Raw genomic sequence first — 18395 nt, 5'->3', positions numbered from 1 at the left:
AACGATAATTATTATTTGTTTTACACACTAAATACTTAGCCGCATAATCTTCGAAAATATCTCCCCTGTCAACAGAGGTAAACATGACAATAACACACGGTTTTATTCAAACAGATAGGTTTTATGATGATGTGCATTTTCCTCGTGGTTTTAGTAAATCTGGAGACTTTACAATTGCAGATGCTGAATTGTTAAGTGTTATAGGAAAACGATTATTAATGTTAGAGCAAGGTGAAGCGCTACCTGAAAATCAGGAGGAAGAGCAGTTTGTCTTTTTTTGTAAATCAGGCAATGAGGGGACGACAAAAATTGAATTATTATGGCAAAAATATAAAAAGCTAACTCAATATAGGCCGTTTCATAGTTTACATCGATGTGCTTAAGATTAGATAGTGCTGTTATTTTACAGTAACTTTATGGTGACTTTAGCTAGTTGCACTTTATATCTGTTCAAACAATCACAGAACAAACAATAACAGTGCAAACACAAATAGCAGAAAAAGGAACTTTTCAAAAGACCATCACTTTAACAAATTATTACCTCAAAAAAGTGGGCTTTTATCCAGCCATAAAAAACAGCATTATTAATTTTCTTTAATAATGCTGTTTTTTCTACTAACTTTTAAATGCTTTGATTGCTAGCTTTTAGCGTGTTGCTCGGCTAAATATAGCCAAGTAGGAAGCACAGTATCAGGGTTTAATGACACACTATCAATCCCTTCATTAACTAACCATGCAGCAAAATCAGCATGATCTGAAGGCCCTTGTCCACATATACCAACATATTTACCACGCGCTTTACACGCCTTAATAGCCATTGAAAATAACGCTTTAATGGCAGGATTACGCTCATCAAATAAATGAGCAATTAAGCCTGAATCTCTATCAAGACCTAAAGTTAATTGAGTTAAGTCATTTGAGCCAATAGAAAACCCATCAAAATGATCAAGAAACTGGTCAGCTAATAAAGCATTAGAGGGTAATTCACACATCATAATGACTCTTAGGCCATTCTCGCCGCGCTTTAAACCATACTCAGCTAAAATTTCAATTACTTGCTCAGCTTCTTCAAGGGTTCGAACAAATGGGATCATTATTTCAACATTAGTAAGATCCATCTCATTTCTCACTCGTTTGATCGCTTCACATTCAAGCGCAAAACATTCCCTAAAGTCTTCAGAAATATAACGAGAAGCTCCACGATATCCGATCATTGGATTTTCTTCATCAGGTTCAAAGTGCTCACCACCAACTAAGTTAGCGTATTCGTTTGATTTAAAATCTGACATTCGAACAATCACTTTTTCAGGGGCATAAGCTGCAGCTAATGTTGAAATGCCTTCAGTTAATTTAGCAATATAAAACTCGGTTGGGCTAGAGTAACCAGCGATAATATCATTGATTTCATCTTTTAAATCAGCAGATTGCTCATCAAAATTAATCAAAGCTTTCGGATGAACACCAATCATTTTATTAATGATAAACTCTAAGCGAGCTAAACCAATCCCCGCGTGTGGTAAACGAGCAAAAGCAAAGGCTCTGTCAGGATTACCAACATTCATCATTATTTTCAGTGGTAATTCAGGCATATCATCAACTTGTGAAGTGGTGACGGTAAATTCAAGCTTGCCTTGATAAATAAAACCCGTATCACCTTCAGCACATGAAACCGTGACTTCATCACCGGTAGCAATTTTACTGGTTGCATCACCACAACCTACTACAGCTGGTATTCCCATTTCACGAGCGATAATAGCCGCATGACAGGTTCTCCCGCCGCGATTAGTAACGATAGCCGACGCTTTTTTCATGATTGGTTCCCAATCAGGATCCGTCATATCGGTCACTAATACATCGCCAGGCTGTATTTTATCCATTTCATCAAGTGAGGCTAAAACTTTCGCTTCACCGCTACCTATTTTTTGACCTATCGAGCGGCCTTCACAAATAATATCGGCAGTGGTTTGTAATTGAAATTGTTCCATTACATTAGCTGTTTCACGACTTCTAACCGTTTCAGGGCGCGCTTGTACAATATAAAGCTTGCCATCTAAACCGTCTTTGGCCCATTCAATATCCATAGGACGTTGATAATGCTTTTCAATAATAACGGCTTGTTTAGCAAGTTCTTGAACCTCATCATCCGTTAATGAAAATTGATTGGATACATGCTCTTCAACATCGATGACTTCCACTTGCTTACCGTGTTCTTGTGTATCGGTATAAACCATTTTTATCGCTTTAGAGCCGATATTTCGGCGAACAACCGCAGGCTTATTTTTGGCTAATGTTTGCTTATGAACATAGAACTCATCAGGATTCACTGCACCTTGAACGACCATTTCACCTAAACCATAGCTAGATGTTACAAAAACAACGTCTTCAAAGCCTGATTCAGTATCAATTGAGAACATTACCCCAGAAGATGAAATATCACTGCGCACCATGCGTTGAATACCGGCTGAAAGTGCAACACCTCTATGATCATAGCCTTGATGAACACGATAAGAAATTGCTCGATCATTAAATAAAGAGGCAAAGACGTGTTTTATCGCGATCATCACTGCCTCTAAACCACGTACATTTAAAAAGGTTTCTTGTTGACCTGCGAATGAGGCGTCCGGCATATCTTCCGCAGTAGCTGAAGATCTAACCGCAAAAGAAGCATCAGCTGAAAATTCACCGGCTAACTTATCATAGGCTTTTTCTATGTCTTGCTGCATTTCAGGTAAAAATGGCGTATCGATTATCCATTGACGAATAGTATTACCACAGTCAGCTAACGCATGAATATCACTCACATCTAATGTATCAAGTAATTGATAAATCTTGTCGTTTAAGCCGCTTTGCTCTAAGAATTCGTTAAATGCAAATGCTGTTGTTGCAAAACCACCAGGCACTTGCACCCCAACATTTGAAAGGTTTGAAATCATTTCACCTAGTGATGCATTTTTTCCGCCTACGCGTTCTACATCACCCATACCTAACTCTTCATACCAAAGTACATATTCCTGCACGACAAATTCTCCGATCTGGATAAAATTAAAAGGTTTATTTATATAATTATTTGCATATTAGTTTTATTGTAGCTGAGATCATTTTACACTGGTTATTATTAAAACTAAAAGATATAAAGAAAACTTTCATATCACATTACGAAATATTGTTATCATTAAAATTATATAAGGATTTTAAATGCGTACTGCTTTTTATATATCTGATGGCACAGCAATTACATCAGAAGTATTTGGTCATGCCCTGTTATCATTATTTCCTGTAGACTTTGAGCATGAAACAATCTCTTTTGTTGAAACCAAAGAGAAAGCACTTGAAGTTAAAGCACTTATTAATAAAACGGCTAAAAAAACGAATGAACCTCCGTTAGTTTTTCATACCTTCGTCAATCATGAAATCCGGGAAATTATCGACAGTTGCGATGGCATCATTTACAACTTTCTTGAGCATTTTGTCTCACCTTTAGAAAAACAACTCGGTATTTCAGCAAAACCTAAAGCTCATAGAACCCATAGTATTCATGAAAATAGTTACGATTATCGCATTGATGCAGTGAATTACTCTTTAGCAAACGATGATGGTTCTAACATTTCTAACTATGAACATGCCGATGTTATTTTAGTAGGCGTTTCTCGTTCGGGTAAAACACCTTCATCGCTGTATTTAGCACTACAATATGGGATTAAAGCTGCGAACTACCCCTTTACCGATGACGATATGGAAGAGCTAAAATTACCGAGTTTTTTAGTCCCTCATAAAAAGAAGCTTTTTGGTTTAACCATTGATGCCCAGCGATTAATGGATATTAGAGAAGGACGTATGTCTAACAGTAAATATTCATCCGCAAGACAATGTCGTATGGAATTAAGAGAAGTTGAAAAGCTATATAAGAAAGAGAAAATTCCTTTTTTAAATACCACTAAGCTTTCAGTAGAAGAAATTACCGCTAAAATACTTAGTCAAACTGGACTGCAAAGATATAAATACTAATTTAGAACAATTATTAATGATTAATCCTTTTAAAGCGGTTCACAACGCCTGTTAACTTCTGTATGTTAGCGCGATGATTTATTCTTACTGTGATTTGTCTTGTAAGGCGACAATCTGAAGTTCGCCTCAAGAAGCAGTAATTACCAAAGTAATATGACATGACTATTAAAACCGATGAATTTAGAACGACGCTAATCGATAATTTAGTATCTCCTGCCCAACTAGCCGAACAAATACCTTTATCTGATGACACTGCTAATTTTATCATTCAAAGCCGTAAAGAAATTGAAGCAATTATTAATGGTGAAGATGATCGCCTATTAGTCATTATCGGTCCTTGTTCTATCCATGATACTGATGCAGCTATCGATTATGCTAAACAATTAAAAGTCCTACATGAGCAGCACAAGCATGAATTACTTATTGTGATGCGAGTGTACTTTGAAAAACCTAGAACAACAGTGGGATGGAAAGGATTAATTAGCGATCCAGATTTAGATAAATCTTTTCATGTCGCGAAAGGTTTAAATTTAGCACGTAACTTATTGATGGAAATTAACGAGTTAGGCTTACCAGCTGGAACTGAGTTTTTAGACATGGTTACCGGTCAATATATTTCTGATCTCATTTGTTGGGGAGCTATTGGCGCAAGAACTACAGAAAGCCAAGTACATAGAGAATTAGCATCTGCTCTGTCTTGCCCTGTTGGTTTTAAAAATGGTACTGATGGTAATATTCAAATTGCCATAGATGCCATTAAAGCTTCAAGTGTGCCTCATGTATTATATTCACCAGATAAAAGTGGCCAAATGTGTATATATCAAACCCATGGAAATCCTCATGCTCATGTGATTTTACGCGGCGGAAAAACCCCAAATTATCACCCAGACGATGTAAATAGTACTTTAGAAAAGTTAAATAATAACAACATCAAAGCAGGTGTTATGGTTGATTGCAGTCATGGTAATAGCAATAAAGATCATAATAAACAAATTGATGTGGCTCAATCGATCGCTGAACAGATAATCGCTGGCAATAAAGGAATTTCAGGGGTTATGGTTGAAAGTTTTTTAGTTGAAGGTAATCAAAAGGTTATCAATAAAGATTCATTAGTTTACGGACAAAGTATTACTGATGCTTGCATTGACTTATCAACGAGTAAAGAAATGTTATCGTTGTTAGCTGATGCGATTAAAAAAAACAGGCTTTAAATTTAGCTGAATATAGCTTTCACTGAGTACACGAGCGCGATTAAATTGTAATTTGGGCTGTTAATTTGCCTGTTAAAATGGACATAATAAACCTAATCGCGCAGCTTTGTGCTGTCATGCTTTAAAAGTTATCACTAAGACTTTGATAGTCTAAATTTTCTTACGTATACTAAATTCTAATAAGGAATATTAACCATATTTAAATGACTCGATGTATCAATAAGGAAATAGATGAATAAAATTAGCCTCAAGCAGTTCACATTATCATTTATTTCGCTATTTTTTATCTTGCTTTCCTTATCTTTTAATAGTTTCAATTCAAATGCTTCAGAACAAGAAAACGATGCTGATTTATCAAAAATTTCAATTGCAACGGGATCACAATTCTACCCTTATGTTGATGCAAAACTACCTAAAAATGGTTGGTCATCAGCGATTGTTCAAGCTGTCTTTGAACATTTGAAAATTAAGCACGACATACATGTATTCCCTTGGATCAGAGTATCGGAATTAACCAAACAAAATATACATGATGGTGCTTATCCTTATGCGAAAACATTAGAAAGAAAGGAAGAATTCTATTTTTCTCAGCCTATTAATTTTGTTCCTGTTAAAATTTTACTAAGAAAATCAATCGCCGATCAAAAAATCGAAAATCTAAAACATTTTACGTTTTGTATCCCCCTAGGTTATGTGCCTCCGACAGAGCTTTTGAAAGTAATTTCAGTTGAAAATACCACATCCGCACAATCAACTAATGATTGTTTAAAAAAAATCAAAGTCGGTTGGGCAGATATTGTCGTATATAACCAATTTAATGAGCTTTCTGATAGTTTTATCGGGGAAGATTTGAAGTGGTCTACTTTAGAATTAGCGAGTGAACCGCTTTTCTTTATCGTCTCTAAAACTCATCCAAATGGTAGTAAAATTATCCAATTGTTTAATCAAGGGTTGACAGAAATTACTAACAATAAAACGCTCGAAAAAATCAATGAACAATACGAGTCAATTATTCACATACAAAATCTATTATTAAACAATGACCCCAAAAGCATTAATCAAGTAAACACTGATCAAGTAAACAAGGTTAATTTAAATAAAGATCACAAACAAAACCAGTAATCTTTGTTTAGCTTTATACATTTTGTATTCAGTTTTATTTTCAATGAGCAAGCAAGCCTTTACCATTTCGAGATATTTATCCCATATGAAATCGTGCAGGCTCTATTCAAACTTATTCCATTAATTAGTGCTTGATTCAGCTATTTTAAGATTCGTTTTTCTCAAACAATTCCATTAATCCAATGAGTGCGGCAAATAACACAGCGCCAACCGGCCAAATAATCCAAGTAACGCCCCAATCCATTGTCCACAAACTCCAACCAAGAAATATGGCGACTAATAATGGCCAATAAAAGGCTGCAAGCTTTTCTGCTCGTTTTGTTCTTTTTGATTTTTCGTTCTCTTTGGTAGTATCTTTTAAAATATTATTGTAAGCATCAAATTTAGCTGATACGGGCGAGACAATACAAATACCTATGGCGATGATAATAAATAATACTATCAACATCATTAAGGTTAACCCTTCCCCTTGAGCAAACATACTAGCCACTAATAAAGGGACAAAACTAATGATAAACATAAAAATTCCAAGGGATAATCTTTTGTGATAAGTGCTTTGGAAAGCTTTTAGTTTTTCTTGAAAAACACTATGAACACCATAAGATAATTCAAACGGTTCATTTTCAATCGCATCGAGTTCATCTTGATATTGATTGGTTTTTATAAAATAACTCACCGCAAACGACACCATCACTAATATACTGACAATACCGGCTGCGGCAGCAATATCGCCTGTCATATTTAACCGACCGGTTTCCGCCATAGCCAAAAAGAAAAACAAAGGAATAACGGAGCTAAGACATAACACGACCCCTTTCGTTATTATGGCTGAGACCACACGCTTAGTTTCTACATAATGCAAAGCTTGTTCTAAGTTAACTTGAACCATTCCGGGTTCTATTGCTTCATTTTGCGGATCAGGAATTTCAATATCATCTTTTAATAAATAATCAGTTGAAACATCAAAAATTTCAGCTAATTTAATCACTTTATTTAAATCAGGAATACTATTGGTACTTTCCCATTTTGACACTGATTGCCTGGACACATTCATCTTCTCTGCAAGTTCTTCTTGTGACCAACTCAATTGTTTTCTTAGTTTTATAATTTTTTCGGCTAATATCATTTTGCTCTTTCCTTTCTTCATTATTGAGTTGCAATCATAGGAATACAAAGGGTTGCAGACTAGCAAGCCTGCTTGTAAATTTGTCAACTGGTAGTTGCAATTTAGCTTTTTTAGGATATTTTATTCTTTTTATCTAAAATTTAATTTTACCATGTAAAATTTTCTCCTGACAGAACACTTATCTTCATCCATTATTTCCAACCTTACTTTTTTCATAATTTGAGTAATTTATACCATTGAAGAGATAAGTAACTAAATACATTCAAACTTAATTATCTTAAAATATAGAGATACTGCTAATAAAAGCGCTGGCTCGAATAATGATGAAAAAATCTATGCTATTTAAATTATTATCTTACTTTTCAATCTTTTGTTTATTAACGGCTTGTACATCACACTATCAGGTAAAAACCAATCTAGATAATAGTAATTTTAAAGATTATTTTAGCCCTGCAGCCGTGAAAATATATCAAGATGAACAAAGCATGTTAAAAAGCAAAACTGTTTCAAACGCTCAATCTAGTAATAAATACCGCTATTTAGGAGCAGTAGAAGGCGATGATTGTCAAGAAAAGGCACATCATCAAGCTCCCGATGAAATAAATGCCAGAACAGATGCGCGTAGAAAGGCTTTTAATTTAGGCGCTAATGCGATTATTTTTTCCGGCTGTGCATTGATAGAAAACAATGAAGCGGATAAAAAATGTTTAGCAACAACCGTCTGTTACGGTCGTGCTTATCAGTTAAGTGAAGCAAGTAATGAATAAAGATTTTTCACATAAGCATAAAGTTGAACAAACACCATCTCAACAAGACAACATTCATTTAGAGATAATTGCCCGAGTAACGTCTCCGTATAAAGAAAAATTTGCCATTCCTCGACAGCCTGGCATTGTTACCGCAGCAACAGGCAAAGTAGTACTGCTTAACAAAGCTAATAATGCAGAACTAGTTAGAGGGTTAGAACAATTTAGCCATATTTGGTTACTCTTTGTTTTTCATGCTACTCAACAGCAAGGTTGGAAGCCTTTAGTGCGACCGCCGCGCTTAGGGGGGAATAAAAAAACGGGCGTATTATCCACTCGTTCTACGTTTAGACCTAACCCAATAGGCATGTCAGTCGTGCGTTTAGAAAAAATCACTTATATTAATAAACAGGTAGAGTTACATATATCTGGCTTAGATTTACTCGATCAGACCCCTATTGTTGATATAAAGCCTTATATTCCCTATTCTGATGCAATACTGGATGCCCAAGCAGGATTTGCCCAAGAGCAACCTAGTGACAATAAAGATGTTCGTTTTTCTCGCCAAGCGTTGAAAGTTTTGAAGGATGTAACCCAACAATATCCAAATTTGCCAAGCTTTATTAAACAGGTATTAGCACAAGATCCCAGACCGGCGTATAAACAAAAAAGCACCTCAAATAATGACAAAATTGGCCGTGACGATCATGATATTGATGATAAAGTTTACGGCATACGCCTATATCAATTTAATATAAAGTGGCGCCTGATCTCTGCTAACACCATAGAAGTATTCGAAATCCATTAATATATATACTTAACTTAAACACTTAACACTAAACACTAAACACTAAACTTAAGCTTAAGTGATTGCGTATAACACTATTTATTTTTAAATAGAAATGGGAGTTTTATTGTATGGATCGACTGATAAGCAGAGAACTTATCAGCCTTTTTAAGTTAATGTTAGGGTCTGTTGATCTTTCGAGATTGTTTTTGCCGCATTTTGTTTGGTATTTATTCAAGGCAGAGCTTTTGTAATAGGGTTATTCCACATAAAAAGCCGATAAAGACTTTATGCTCCTGCAAAGTCACCTTACCCCACATCCTTGTGGGGCAACGCCGTTAAAAATGACCAACAAACGCTGTCCGAAGGATTCGGCTAAAATCGTTTTACGCTTTGTTGAGTAGTATTTGCTTAGAATGACTAGGCTACACACTACTCGCCGCGATTAAAACGATTTTATCTCGAACAAAATTTAACCGCGAAAGATCAACAGCCCCTAAACCATTTATCGTTATCTGAAGATTACTTAGATTTTATTACTTCACCAGACTTCATTACAAAATCAACATCTAATAACTCATTAATATCCGTTAATGGACTACCGTGCATAGCAATAATATCAGCATTTTTACCTGCTTCTATCGTCCCTAAACTCGATGATTTATCAATTAAGTCAGCAGCATTGACGGTTGCAGATTTCAGCACTTCATCAGCTGGCATACCGGCTTTAAACATTAATACCGCTTCTTGTGCGTTAATACCATGTTTAGAAACGCCACTATCGGTACCAAAGGCAATGTTAACCCCTGCTTTATAAGCTTTAGCAAAGTTACCTTTCATATCTGTGCCCACTTTAATTGCTTTCGCTTTTTGTGATTCAGATAATACGTTGGTATTTTTTGCCATTTGTAAAACGGTTTCACCGGCCAGTAAGGTTGGTACTAGATAAGCACCTGATTTTTTAAATAACTTATATGATTTTTTACCCGCATAAGTACCGTGTTCAATACTCGCAACGCCGGCTTCTAAGGCAGCAATAATGCCATCTTCTTGATGTGCGTGACTCGCTACTTTTGCGCCCATACGTTTTGCAGCAAGAACCACTTCTTTTAATTCATCCATTTCCATCTGTTGACCAGTACCTGTAGCACGATCGGTTAACACGCCACCAGTTGATGTTATTTTTATTAAGTTCGCCCCATATTTAATAGCATGACGAGCCGCGCGACGACAATCATAAGGACCATTACAAACAGTTTTATTACTTTCATCATGAAATTCCATTAATTCAGGACTCACGCCACTAACATCAGCATGCCCTCCCGTAATACCAACGCCGCCGGCTGCAATAATAGTAGGACCTTGCATCCAGCCTTGATCAATAGCATCTCTTAATGCATACATTTCTTGTGAGCTAGAGCCAACATCTCTAACGGTCGTAAAACCTGCGTTTAATGTGCGCATAGCAAACATATGTGATCTCATTTGCATTAATTGCGATGACATTTTCAATGCCTCACGATCATTGTTTGGCCCCAATTCACCTTGTAAATGTACGTGCATATCCATCATACCAGGCATAACAAAGCTTTTAGATAAATCGACAAGTGTTGCCTTTTCATCAATCGAATTTGCAGAAACAAAACCTTTTTTAATGTCTGTTATTTTACCATCAACAATCACAATGCTTTGTTTTTTTAAAGGTGCTTTACCAGGAACCGCTAATAGTTCACCGGCATGAATAACTTGAGTATCCGCTAGTGCTGAAGTAGTTAATATAGATGCAATAGCAATTGAGAGTAACGATAATGCTTTCATTGTTCGTCCTTTAATCTTGTTATTATTTAATAATGCGTATTTATGTCTATCAAACCATAGCAAGGAATGAGTAGTTTAGGAAAATATATTGAGATTAAACTTTCATTTATTGAGACAAAGGGAGTGTTTTTAATATTTGTGAAGGCGTTAAAAACAAAAAAAGCTCACCTTTAAATAAAGTGAGCTTATCATAGAAGTACTAGAATATTTAGTTACAGCCTAGTGATGATGACCACCAACACCGTGTGCATGGCCATGTTCAATTTCTTCACTGGTTGCTTCACGCACATCAACCACTTCAAGATCAAAAGTTAATACTTTTCCAGCCAATGGCGGATTAATATCAACAGTTACCATAAAGCGCCCTGCTTTTAATACGGTAACTTGACGCTGGCCTTGGTCTGTTTCAACAACAGCTGTCATACCTGGCTTCCATTTAGCATTTTTACTTGGTAAACCAAGTAAATGCTTAACAGGAACACGTTGTACCATGTCTTCTTTTCGCTCACCGTATGCGTCTTCTGGTTGCAAGGTAACAGAGAATTTATCACCAGCTTCTTTATCAGCAAGCGCTTTTTCTACACCAACAAGCATATTGTTATAACCGTGAAGGTAGGCTAATGGATCTGAACTTAAAGAAGACTCTAGCTCTTTTCCTGCTTCATCTTTTAAAGTGTAGTGAAACTGAACAACCGTTTTATCGGTAATTTTCATATTGATTCCAAGAAATAAAGTGCCACAAGTAAAATGCAGCTTAAAATTTTACGCGAGTTTATCAAAAAGCTGATTCAGGCTCTATGATAAAATTCTCGTTTGCCTATATTTATGCCCAAAGTAATAATATCGCGACACTGGCAATAATTAAAAACATACCCAAATATTCCATTTTGGTAATTTTTTCTTTGAAAATTCGATAAGTTAAAAATAAGGTGATAAAAAATTCGACTTGCCCTAACGCTTTCACATAGGCAGCATTTTGAAAACTCGCTCCGGTAAACCATCCAATTGATCCAATAACACTGGTGATACCAACAAATAAACATAAACGCCATTGAGAAAACATGGTTAAGATCTGACTTCTGTCTTGAAAGTAAACATAAACCATCGAGATAATTGACTGTACCGAGATCATAAAAACGAGCGTAACAGCAGCGCTCACCATTAAATCTGTATTTAGCGCTAAACTCGCTTCACGTATTAATAAGGTGGTAATCGCTAGCGCAAGGCCTGACGCTAAACCAAAACCGGCTCCAGGGTTTTGAAAAACATCGGCATAAGTAAATTTTACCTTTGAGACGATCAACACACCAACAACACCAATGACAACGGATATCCAACCAAGTAGCGTTAACGCCGTTGAAAAAACTAACGCTCCTACTATTGCCACTTGTATCGCTTCGGTTTTCGCCAAACTTGTCGCAACGGCAAAATTTCGGTATTTAAAAGCGGCGACTAAACAAGCGGTACCAATGATTTGCATAACACTGGCTATCATTGCGTATTCAATAAATGAACGATTAAAGGTTGGCAGTGCTATGTCACGGTGCTGTAACATCCAAAATAAGTAAAGCACCGCAAAGGGCAAAGCATATACATAACGAACTGCGGTGGTCGCCATAGCATTTAAATGGCCTGATAATTGTTTTTGTCCTGCCGTTCTCACCGCTTGCATAAAAGCAGCGAGCAAAGTGAAATAAGTCCAAGTTTCCAAGTTTTTTCCTTTAAAAAATTAAGATGATAATGAAAATTTATTCATCTGGTATTTGTTGCCAGCGAAATTCCATCTGTTTCGCTGTTTTTAACGCGATGGATTTACCAAAAAGCTTTTCGATTAAATATAGGCTCATATCTATGCCTGCCGATATTCCGCCGGAGGTGAGCACTCTTTCCTGTTCAATCCAACGAACATTGGGTTTCACTGTTAAATCTTGATAACTTAAAGCCAGTGATTCAATATCTTCCCAATGCGTTGTCACTACTAAATTGTTTAATACGCCTGCTTCCGCCAATAAAAAAGCGCCTGTACAAACAGATGCAATGTATTTAACTTTTTCATTTTGTTCTGAAATCCAATCTATTACCGCTGATTTTTTCATTTCTTGATCATGGACTCCGCCCACAACTATCAATAAATCTAAAGGAGGATGTTCAGCAATATTAAAATGAGGAATTACGTTAAAGCCACCACGTGCGTTGATGGTTTGTGATGTTTGCCCAATCAAGTACACTTGATTGCAATCTTTTATAAAGCGGTTTGCCGTTGAAAACACTTCAAACGGTCCTGAGAAGTCCAGAACTTCCGCATTTTCATAAATATAAATACCAATATTCATGCAAACTCCTTATAAAATTATTACACGTTTTTGTAAACTTTATTGTACCGTATCAGGTATAAAAGCATATTGTTTATCTAATTCACTAAAGCCTAAACCGCTCTTTTTATGCACTTTTATTTGTACACCGATTCGCTCTTTTAGCGTATCAACATGACTGATCACGCCAATCATTTTGCCATTGGCGTTTAAGTTATCTAATGCATCTAATGCTATTTCTAAAGTGTCGTTATCAAGTGTGCCAAAACCTTCATCTAAGAATAAGGAATCAATACTCGTTTTAGCACTGGCAAGATCTGAAAGTGCTAATGCTAACGCCAGACTCACTAAAAAGCTTTCGCCACCTGATAGTGTTTTGGTGTCACGGACATGATCGGCTTGCCAAGTATCAATGACTTCTAGTGCTAAACTTTCTTTATTTTGACACTGCAATTGATAACGAGCGTGTAAGCGTGATAGTTGAATATTAGCCAAATGGACTAAATGTTCTAAAGTTAACCCTTGGGCGAAACGTCTAAATTTATCACCCGATGCGGAGCCAATTAAACCATTTAAGTAAGAAAGATCATCTACATCGATTTGCTGCTTAGCAATTTTATCAAGAATGTCACTTTGTTTACTTCGCAGTTTTTCATCATTTGATAATTGTTGATTTATTTGACCCTGCTTGAGCTGACCTTGTTTTATTTGCTCGGCAAGTGCCGTCAACTTTTCTTCAATAACAGAAAACTCAACCGGCGTAATACCGGAGGCTTCTAGCGTGTTAATATCACTATTAATTAGTATTAATTGCTGATTATGTTGATTAATCAGAGTATTGGCTTGTTGTATTTGCTCTTTTAACCGTTGTGCTAAGCTGGTTAATTGTTGCTTCTCATCACTTGGTAATAGCGCGCTGACAAACGCTGCTTCATCGCTGAAAATACTAGCCGACAATACCTCTTGCCATTGTTTTGTCTCTGTTGCTAATTGTTTTTCACTGTCTGCTAGCTGTTGCTGATTGCTGCTGCGTTTACCTACAAGCTCTTGATATTTATCTTTAATGAGATCAAATTTATTCTGTATTACATCAACTTGTTTCTGGATGTCAGTTTTATGCGCCGATAATTCAGCTCTTATTTCATGGATGCTTTTGTCAGCTACTAATGCTATTCGTTGCTGATTTAGTGTTGTTATTTTATCGGTAATTGCAGCAATTTCTTCTTGAAGATGAGTTAGGTTTTGAGTTAATCCGTTAAGTGTTGATTCTGCTATCGCTATTGCTTGTTCTATTTTTGCTAAGTTTTCAGTCAACCCCCCTAACTTTTCAAGATTCTTTTTATAATGCGTTAATTGCTGATTTTGTTTATCAAGCCAACTATTAAACATTTCAACATTTAACACCACTTCAGAAACAACCCAATCAACTGACGTAATAGCTTTGATAAAGCCAATGCTATCTTCAGTAAAATATTGGCTTAGAGACTGACTAAATAATTGATATTCATCGAACAAGCTTTCACTTTTGGTATGGATAGCTTCGTTATTTCGTAGCATCACACTGTGATTGCTCGCAAGCTGATTATCGATAATATTGATCTGATGCTGTTGGCTAGTAAACTGTCTTTCATCTACATGTAATTGTGCCGTCATATTTTGAATTTGCTGTGACAACTCATAGACTTGCTGGACTGACTTTTGTGTAGATGCTAACTGTTGACTATGTTGCTCAACATGTTGATGAATCGAATCTAGCTCAGCAATCGCAACACTCATAGGTAAAAGGCTAGCTAACTTTTGCCATTCCTCATTTAACGCTTGTTGTTCAGTGATGTTTTGCTGATGTGCTTGTGTTAATGAGTTTTTCTCAAAGCTCAGTTTCTCTTGTTCACTGTTAGCTAAATCCCCCTGCTGCTTTAATTGCTCAAGATTTGCCTCTAGATCTAACAATCGTTGCTGATGCACATTATCATTTTGATTAACCTCTTGATATTTCTCGATTAACGGATGTTCATGAGAGCCACATAAGGGGCATGCATCATCGGGTTGCAATTGATTGCGATGTTCCGATAGCGACAGTATGGTTTTTTGTTGCTCAACAATGACAAAAACATCATCACGTTGACGTTTAACTTGTCGATATTCCGCTCTTAGTTTTTCAATACCTTGATGATTCACCTGCATTCGCTGCTCAATATCGACAATATTGGCAGCTAGCTTATTAAGTTCATTAGAGATTAATTGATATCGCTCAGCATGGCTGATTGCAACGGTAAAGTTTGCATGAACACTTTGTAGCTGCTGAATATATTGCTGACATTCTTGTTCTGAATAACAATTAAGTGATGACAGTAATGTAGTCTTATCATTTTCTAAAACAGATAATTGTGCTTTCATTGACGAGATTGCGTGTTGTTGACCGGCAATAGATTCACTGAGTGCGCTTTTACTTGCTTCTTTTTCTTTATTATCAGCAATTAATTGATTTTTTTCGGTTAACAGCACAACAATCTCTTGATGTTCTATCACTAACTGCTGAAATTGATGTTGCCATAAGGGTAAATTCTCACTGAGCAAATGGTTATGTTGATGATCATCTGCTTGCTCGTTAATCTGGTTTAGTTGTTTTTTAACCTCAAGACATTCCTGCGTTAATTGTTGCAGTGTTTTTTCGCCGGTATTTTTTTCAGCTAAAATTTGTTGCTCTTTAAGCTTTAATTGTTTTAATTGTTCAGTTTTTTGATTAATTTCACTGTCAATCGGAACAACTTGATTAACCAGTAAATCTTCTGTTTCTTGTTGGGTTTTCGCTTGCTGTTTTTGTTGAGTTAACAACTGAGATAATTGCTGTTCTTGAACAGATTTTTCTTCTGTACTTTGTTTTAATGCTTTTTCTAATTGATTTGCAACATCCGTTAAACTTTTATGATGCTCTTTTTGACGATAATAAGCGTAGTAGTCATCTTTAATCAGCGCAGCGGGCTCGGCTAAAGTTAGTTTAGCTAATTCAACGTTACTGGCTTCTTGCTGTTGTTGTGCTTTTTCAAGCTGTGCATTTGCTACACATAATAAAGACTGCTGTTCAGCCCGTTGTTGATCAAGTTGTTTTGCTGATATCCATTGTTGTTGCTGAAAAACTAATGTTTTGTCTTGCGATGTAAGTTCCTGCAACTGCTGGGTAAGTTCGTTTACTTGCCCTTCCTCTAACAATTCAATATCTTGACTTTGGCTTTGTAATCTTTTTAACGTTTCATTAGCTTGTTTATGATTTTCAAATACTTGTTGTGAAATCAAACTATATATTTCTGTCCCAGTAAGTTGTTCTAACAATTCAGCTCTGTCTTTGTCTGGGGCATTTAAAAACGCAGCAAATTGGCCTTGAGACAACATCATTGATTTGGTAAAACGGGTAAAATCTAATCCTGAAATTCGGGCGATTTCTAAACGAACATCTGAAACTTTGCTAGCAAGTATCTTCCAGTTATCCGCCTCTTTATCAAAGAAAGCTAATTCAGCTAACGGCTTTTGTAAGTTGCCGTCGATACTATTTTTAGCTCGTCTTTGACTCCAAAACGCGCGATATGCACGACCTTTAATTTCAAATTCAACTTCAGCTAAACAATGTGAAGTTTGCCTTGTCATTAATTGGTTCTGACTATCAGACACTTTGATCCGCGGAGTTTGATGATAAAGTGCAAGACATAACGCATCTAAAATGGTGGTTTTCCCTGCCCCGGTAGGTCCGGTTATCGCAAATAGAGTATTGCTGTTAAATGGCGCTTGGCTAAAGTCAATTTTCCATGCACCTTTTAAAGAGTTTATGTTTTCGAAACGTAACGATAAAATTTTCACGATAATTCACCATCAGCAGTAGCATTTTTTGCAGCTTTCTTTAGTGAATCAGTTTGAGATTCATCAATTGAAACCTCTTGTTGTCGTGCTGATTCTACTTGCGATACTGTCGTTAAAAACAGTTCGTTTAAACGTTGCTTCCTGGCTAGTTCAGCCTCTGACTGCCAGGATTCTTCGGCAAGACGAGTTTGAAAAACATCCGTTATTTTTAGCTCGTCCAAAGTGACCTTTGCTTCACTAGCAATCATCGCTTTTCGCGCTTTCTTAGTGCGACGAGTTAACAATACTTCAACGGGATAAGCTTGGGTAATTTGTTCAATTTTATGGCTTAAGTCAGTTAAGTAATCCGCACTTTCAATTTCAATATCAAGCCAAACATTTTCCCCTTTTGCTAGGTGTATATTATCGGTTTCTCCACTGGCAGCTGTTGTTTGTTTACTTTCTCCGTTATCAATAGCTTCAAGCAAAGCCTTCACGGCCTGTTCTAAATCATCTAAAGTAGTTTTGATCATTGCCATCGCTTGAAATCGCGGAATTACCAGTGGTTTAACTTCCGTTAATGTCTTTTGAGTGAACTCTGCCAATAACACTTGTTTATCTTGTGAAACTTCATCAAAACTTAAAGGAATGGGTGAACCGCAATAACGAATATGCTCTGTTTTACCCACCTTTTGACTGCGGTGAATATGTCCTAAGGCAATGTAATCAGCTTCTGGAAAAGCATTAGCAGGAAACGCTTCAAGCGTACCGATATAAATATCTCGCACTGAATCTGAGCTAGTGACGCCAACGGCGGTTAAATGCCCTGTCGCAATAATCGGCACTTCACCTTTTGATATGCTTTCAGCTCGTTGATAAAGCTGCTGATAATGTTCCGTGATCGCTTGTTGTAACGCTTGCTGTTTTTCCTGTGAAGATTGGCCCGCTTGACTGAGTAAAATATCACGAGGACGAATAAAAGGAATGGCACAAATCACAGCCTGCAAGTTATTATTTTTATCGTTAATTTCAATTAACTGCTGTTCAACTTTCTCAGATGCGGTGGTAATTACCCGACATGACAACGCAGATAACACAGCTTTTGACTCACCCAGCATAGCGACTGAGTCATGATTACCGGCCAAGATAATTAATTGGCAATTGAGTTGATGAATTTTAACGATAAAATCGAAATACATTTCTCGGGCATAACTAGGTGGCGTACCTGTATCAAAAATATCACCGGCAACAATCACTGCCTGTATTTTATGTTGGCTAACTTGTGCTAATAACCAGGTTAAAAACTGCTGGTGTTCTTGTGCGCGACTCTTACCATAAAAGTATTGGCCTAAATGCCAATCAGAAGTATGTAAAATACGAAATGCCATGAAAAATTAAACTTTAAAAAGACCAGTGATTATGAATGAAATTCTAACT

The 18395-nt window shown here is 36.5% G+C and carries 14 protein-coding genes and 1 pseudogene; 6 read left to right on the top strand and 9 right to left on the bottom strand.

Features of this window, described 5'->3' with window-relative positions:
* Positions 1 to 83: 83 nt before the first annotated feature.
* Positions 84 to 383, top strand: coding sequence for a DUF413 domain-containing protein (gene maoP / locus Q4493_RS14010; protein ID WP_303453802.1), 300 nt, complete (start codon positions 84 to 86; stop codon positions 381 to 383).
* A gap of 255 nt (positions 384 to 638) precedes the next feature.
* Here maoP and ppsA read toward each other — a convergent pair whose 3' ends face one another.
* Complete coding sequence (ppsA, locus tag Q4493_RS14005; protein WP_303453800.1) at positions 639 to 3017, bottom strand: phosphoenolpyruvate synthase; 2379 nt, start codon at positions 3015 to 3017, stop codon at positions 639 to 641.
* A gap of 178 nt (positions 3018 to 3195) precedes the next feature.
* Between ppsA and Q4493_RS14000 the strand changes: the two genes are divergently transcribed.
* From Q4493_RS14000 to Q4493_RS13990, 3 genes are all read left to right on the top strand, one after another.
* Positions 3196 to 4005 carry a pyruvate, water dikinase regulatory protein gene (locus tag Q4493_RS14000; RefSeq protein ID WP_303453798.1) on the top strand — a complete coding sequence of 270 codons (810 nt, stop codon included), beginning with the start codon at positions 3196 to 3198 and terminating at the stop codon, positions 4003 to 4005.
* Positions 4006 to 4163: 158 nt separating this feature from the next.
* Positions 4164 to 5216: a 3-deoxy-7-phosphoheptulonate synthase gene (locus tag Q4493_RS13995; protein WP_303453796.1), complete on the top strand. Its 1053-nt coding sequence runs from the start codon at positions 4164 to 4166 to the stop codon at positions 5214 to 5216.
* A 231-nt stretch (positions 5217 to 5447) separates the two neighbouring features.
* Positions 5448 to 6338, top strand: a complete 891-nt coding sequence (locus Q4493_RS13990; RefSeq protein WP_303453794.1) for an ABC transporter substrate-binding protein — start codon at positions 5448 to 5450, stop codon at positions 6336 to 6338.
* 145 nt (positions 6339 to 6483) lie between these two features.
* Here the strand turns inward: Q4493_RS13990 and Q4493_RS13985 are convergent, their stop codons facing one another.
* Positions 6484 to 7464, bottom strand: coding sequence for a helix-turn-helix domain-containing protein (locus Q4493_RS13985; RefSeq protein WP_303453792.1), 981 nt, complete (start codon positions 7462 to 7464; stop codon positions 6484 to 6486).
* Positions 7465 to 7784: 320 nt separating this feature from the next.
* On the opposite strand from Q4493_RS13985, the gene rcsF reads away from it, so the two are divergent.
* Together rcsF and tsaA are read left to right on the top strand one after the other, a co-directional pair.
* Positions 7785 to 8231, top strand: a complete 447-nt coding sequence (rcsF, locus tag Q4493_RS13980; protein WP_303453790.1) for an Rcs stress response system protein RcsF — start codon at positions 7785 to 7787, stop codon at positions 8229 to 8231.
* Positions 8224 to 9018 (top strand): tRNA (N6-threonylcarbamoyladenosine(37)-N6)-methyltransferase TrmO, encoded by a 795-nt coding sequence (gene tsaA, locus Q4493_RS13975; protein WP_303453787.1) that lies wholly within the window; start codon positions 8224 to 8226, stop codon positions 9016 to 9018. Before rcsF ends, tsaA begins: the two co-directional genes overlap by 8 nt.
* A gap of 103 nt (positions 9019 to 9121) precedes the next feature.
* Here tsaA and Q4493_RS13970 read toward each other — a convergent pair.
* The 7 genes and pseudogenes from Q4493_RS13970 to sbcD form a co-directional block, all read right to left on the bottom strand.
* Positions 9122 to 9430 (bottom strand): annotated as a pseudogene (locus Q4493_RS13970) (hypothetical protein).
* An 89-nt stretch (positions 9431 to 9519) separates the two neighbouring features.
* Positions 9520 to 10815, bottom strand: a complete 1296-nt coding sequence (locus Q4493_RS13965) for an amidohydrolase family protein (RefSeq protein ID WP_303453785.1) — start codon at positions 10813 to 10815, stop codon at positions 9520 to 9522.
* Between the two features lie 219 nt (positions 10816 to 11034).
* Positions 11035 to 11529: a peptidylprolyl isomerase gene (locus Q4493_RS13960; protein ID WP_303453783.1), complete on the bottom strand. Its 495-nt coding sequence runs from the start codon at positions 11527 to 11529 to the stop codon at positions 11035 to 11037.
* Positions 11530 to 11638: 109 nt separating this feature from the next.
* Positions 11639 to 12526 (bottom strand): DMT family transporter, encoded by an 888-nt coding sequence (locus tag Q4493_RS13955; protein WP_303453781.1) that lies wholly within the window; start codon positions 12524 to 12526, stop codon positions 11639 to 11641.
* A 37-nt stretch (positions 12527 to 12563) separates the two neighbouring features.
* Entirely contained in the window at positions 12564 to 13148 is a 585-nt protein-coding gene (locus Q4493_RS13950; RefSeq protein WP_303453779.1) for a DJ-1/PfpI family protein, read from the bottom strand.
* A 39-nt stretch (positions 13149 to 13187) separates the two neighbouring features.
* Positions 13188 to 16979 (bottom strand): AAA family ATPase, encoded by a 3792-nt coding sequence (locus Q4493_RS13945; protein ID WP_303453777.1) that lies wholly within the window; start codon positions 16977 to 16979, stop codon positions 13188 to 13190.
* Positions 16976 to 18346 (bottom strand): exonuclease subunit SbcD, encoded by a 1371-nt coding sequence (sbcD, locus tag Q4493_RS13940; protein ID WP_303453775.1) that lies wholly within the window; start codon positions 18344 to 18346, stop codon positions 16976 to 16978. The genes Q4493_RS13945 and sbcD overlap by 4 nt, the downstream gene beginning before the upstream one ends.
* Positions 18347 to 18395: the final 49 nt, after the last annotated feature.

The sequence above is a fragment of the Colwellia sp. 1_MG-2023 genome (assembly GCF_030546755.1).
Taxonomy (GTDB): domain Bacteria; phylum Pseudomonadota; class Gammaproteobacteria; order Enterobacterales; family Alteromonadaceae; genus Thalassotalea_H.
This window is presented reverse-complemented; position numbering and strand designations above follow the sequence as displayed.

Bases quoted from the DNA above. Each gene is read 5' to 3' on its own strand.
- Q4493_RS13950 (WP_303453779.1), bottom strand. From the start codon at position 13,148: ATGAATATTGGTATTTATATTTATGAAAATGCGGAAGTTCTGGACTTC.
- Q4493_RS13990 (WP_303453794.1), top strand. From the start codon at position 5,448: ATGAATAAAATTAGCCTCAAGCAGTTCACATTATCATTTATTTCGCTA.
- rcsF (WP_303453790.1), top strand. From the start codon at position 7,785: ATGATGAAAAAATCTATGCTATTTAAATTATTATCTTACTTTTCAATC.
- Q4493_RS13965 (WP_303453785.1), bottom strand. From the start codon at position 10,815: ATGAAAGCATTATCGTTACTCTCAATTGCTATTGCATCTATATTAACT.
- Q4493_RS13995 (WP_303453796.1), top strand. From the start codon at position 4,164: ATGACTATTAAAACCGATGAATTTAGAACGACGCTAATCGATAATTTA.
- tsaA (WP_303453787.1), top strand. From the start codon at position 8,224: ATGAATAAAGATTTTTCACATAAGCATAAAGTTGAACAAACACCATCT.
- Q4493_RS14000 (WP_303453798.1), top strand. From the start codon at position 3,196: ATGCGTACTGCTTTTTATATATCTGATGGCACAGCAATTACATCAGAA.
- sbcD (WP_303453775.1), bottom strand. From the start codon at position 18,346: ATGGCATTTCGTATTTTACATACTTCTGATTGGCATTTAGGCCAATAC.
- Q4493_RS13960 (WP_303453783.1), bottom strand. From the start codon at position 11,529: ATGAAAATTACCGATAAAACGGTTGTTCAGTTTCACTACACTTTAAAA.
- Q4493_RS13985 (WP_303453792.1), bottom strand. From the start codon at position 7,464: ATGATATTAGCCGAAAAAATTATAAAACTAAGAAAACAATTGAGTTGG.
- maoP (WP_303453802.1), top strand. From the start codon at position 84: ATGACAATAACACACGGTTTTATTCAAACAGATAGGTTTTATGATGAT.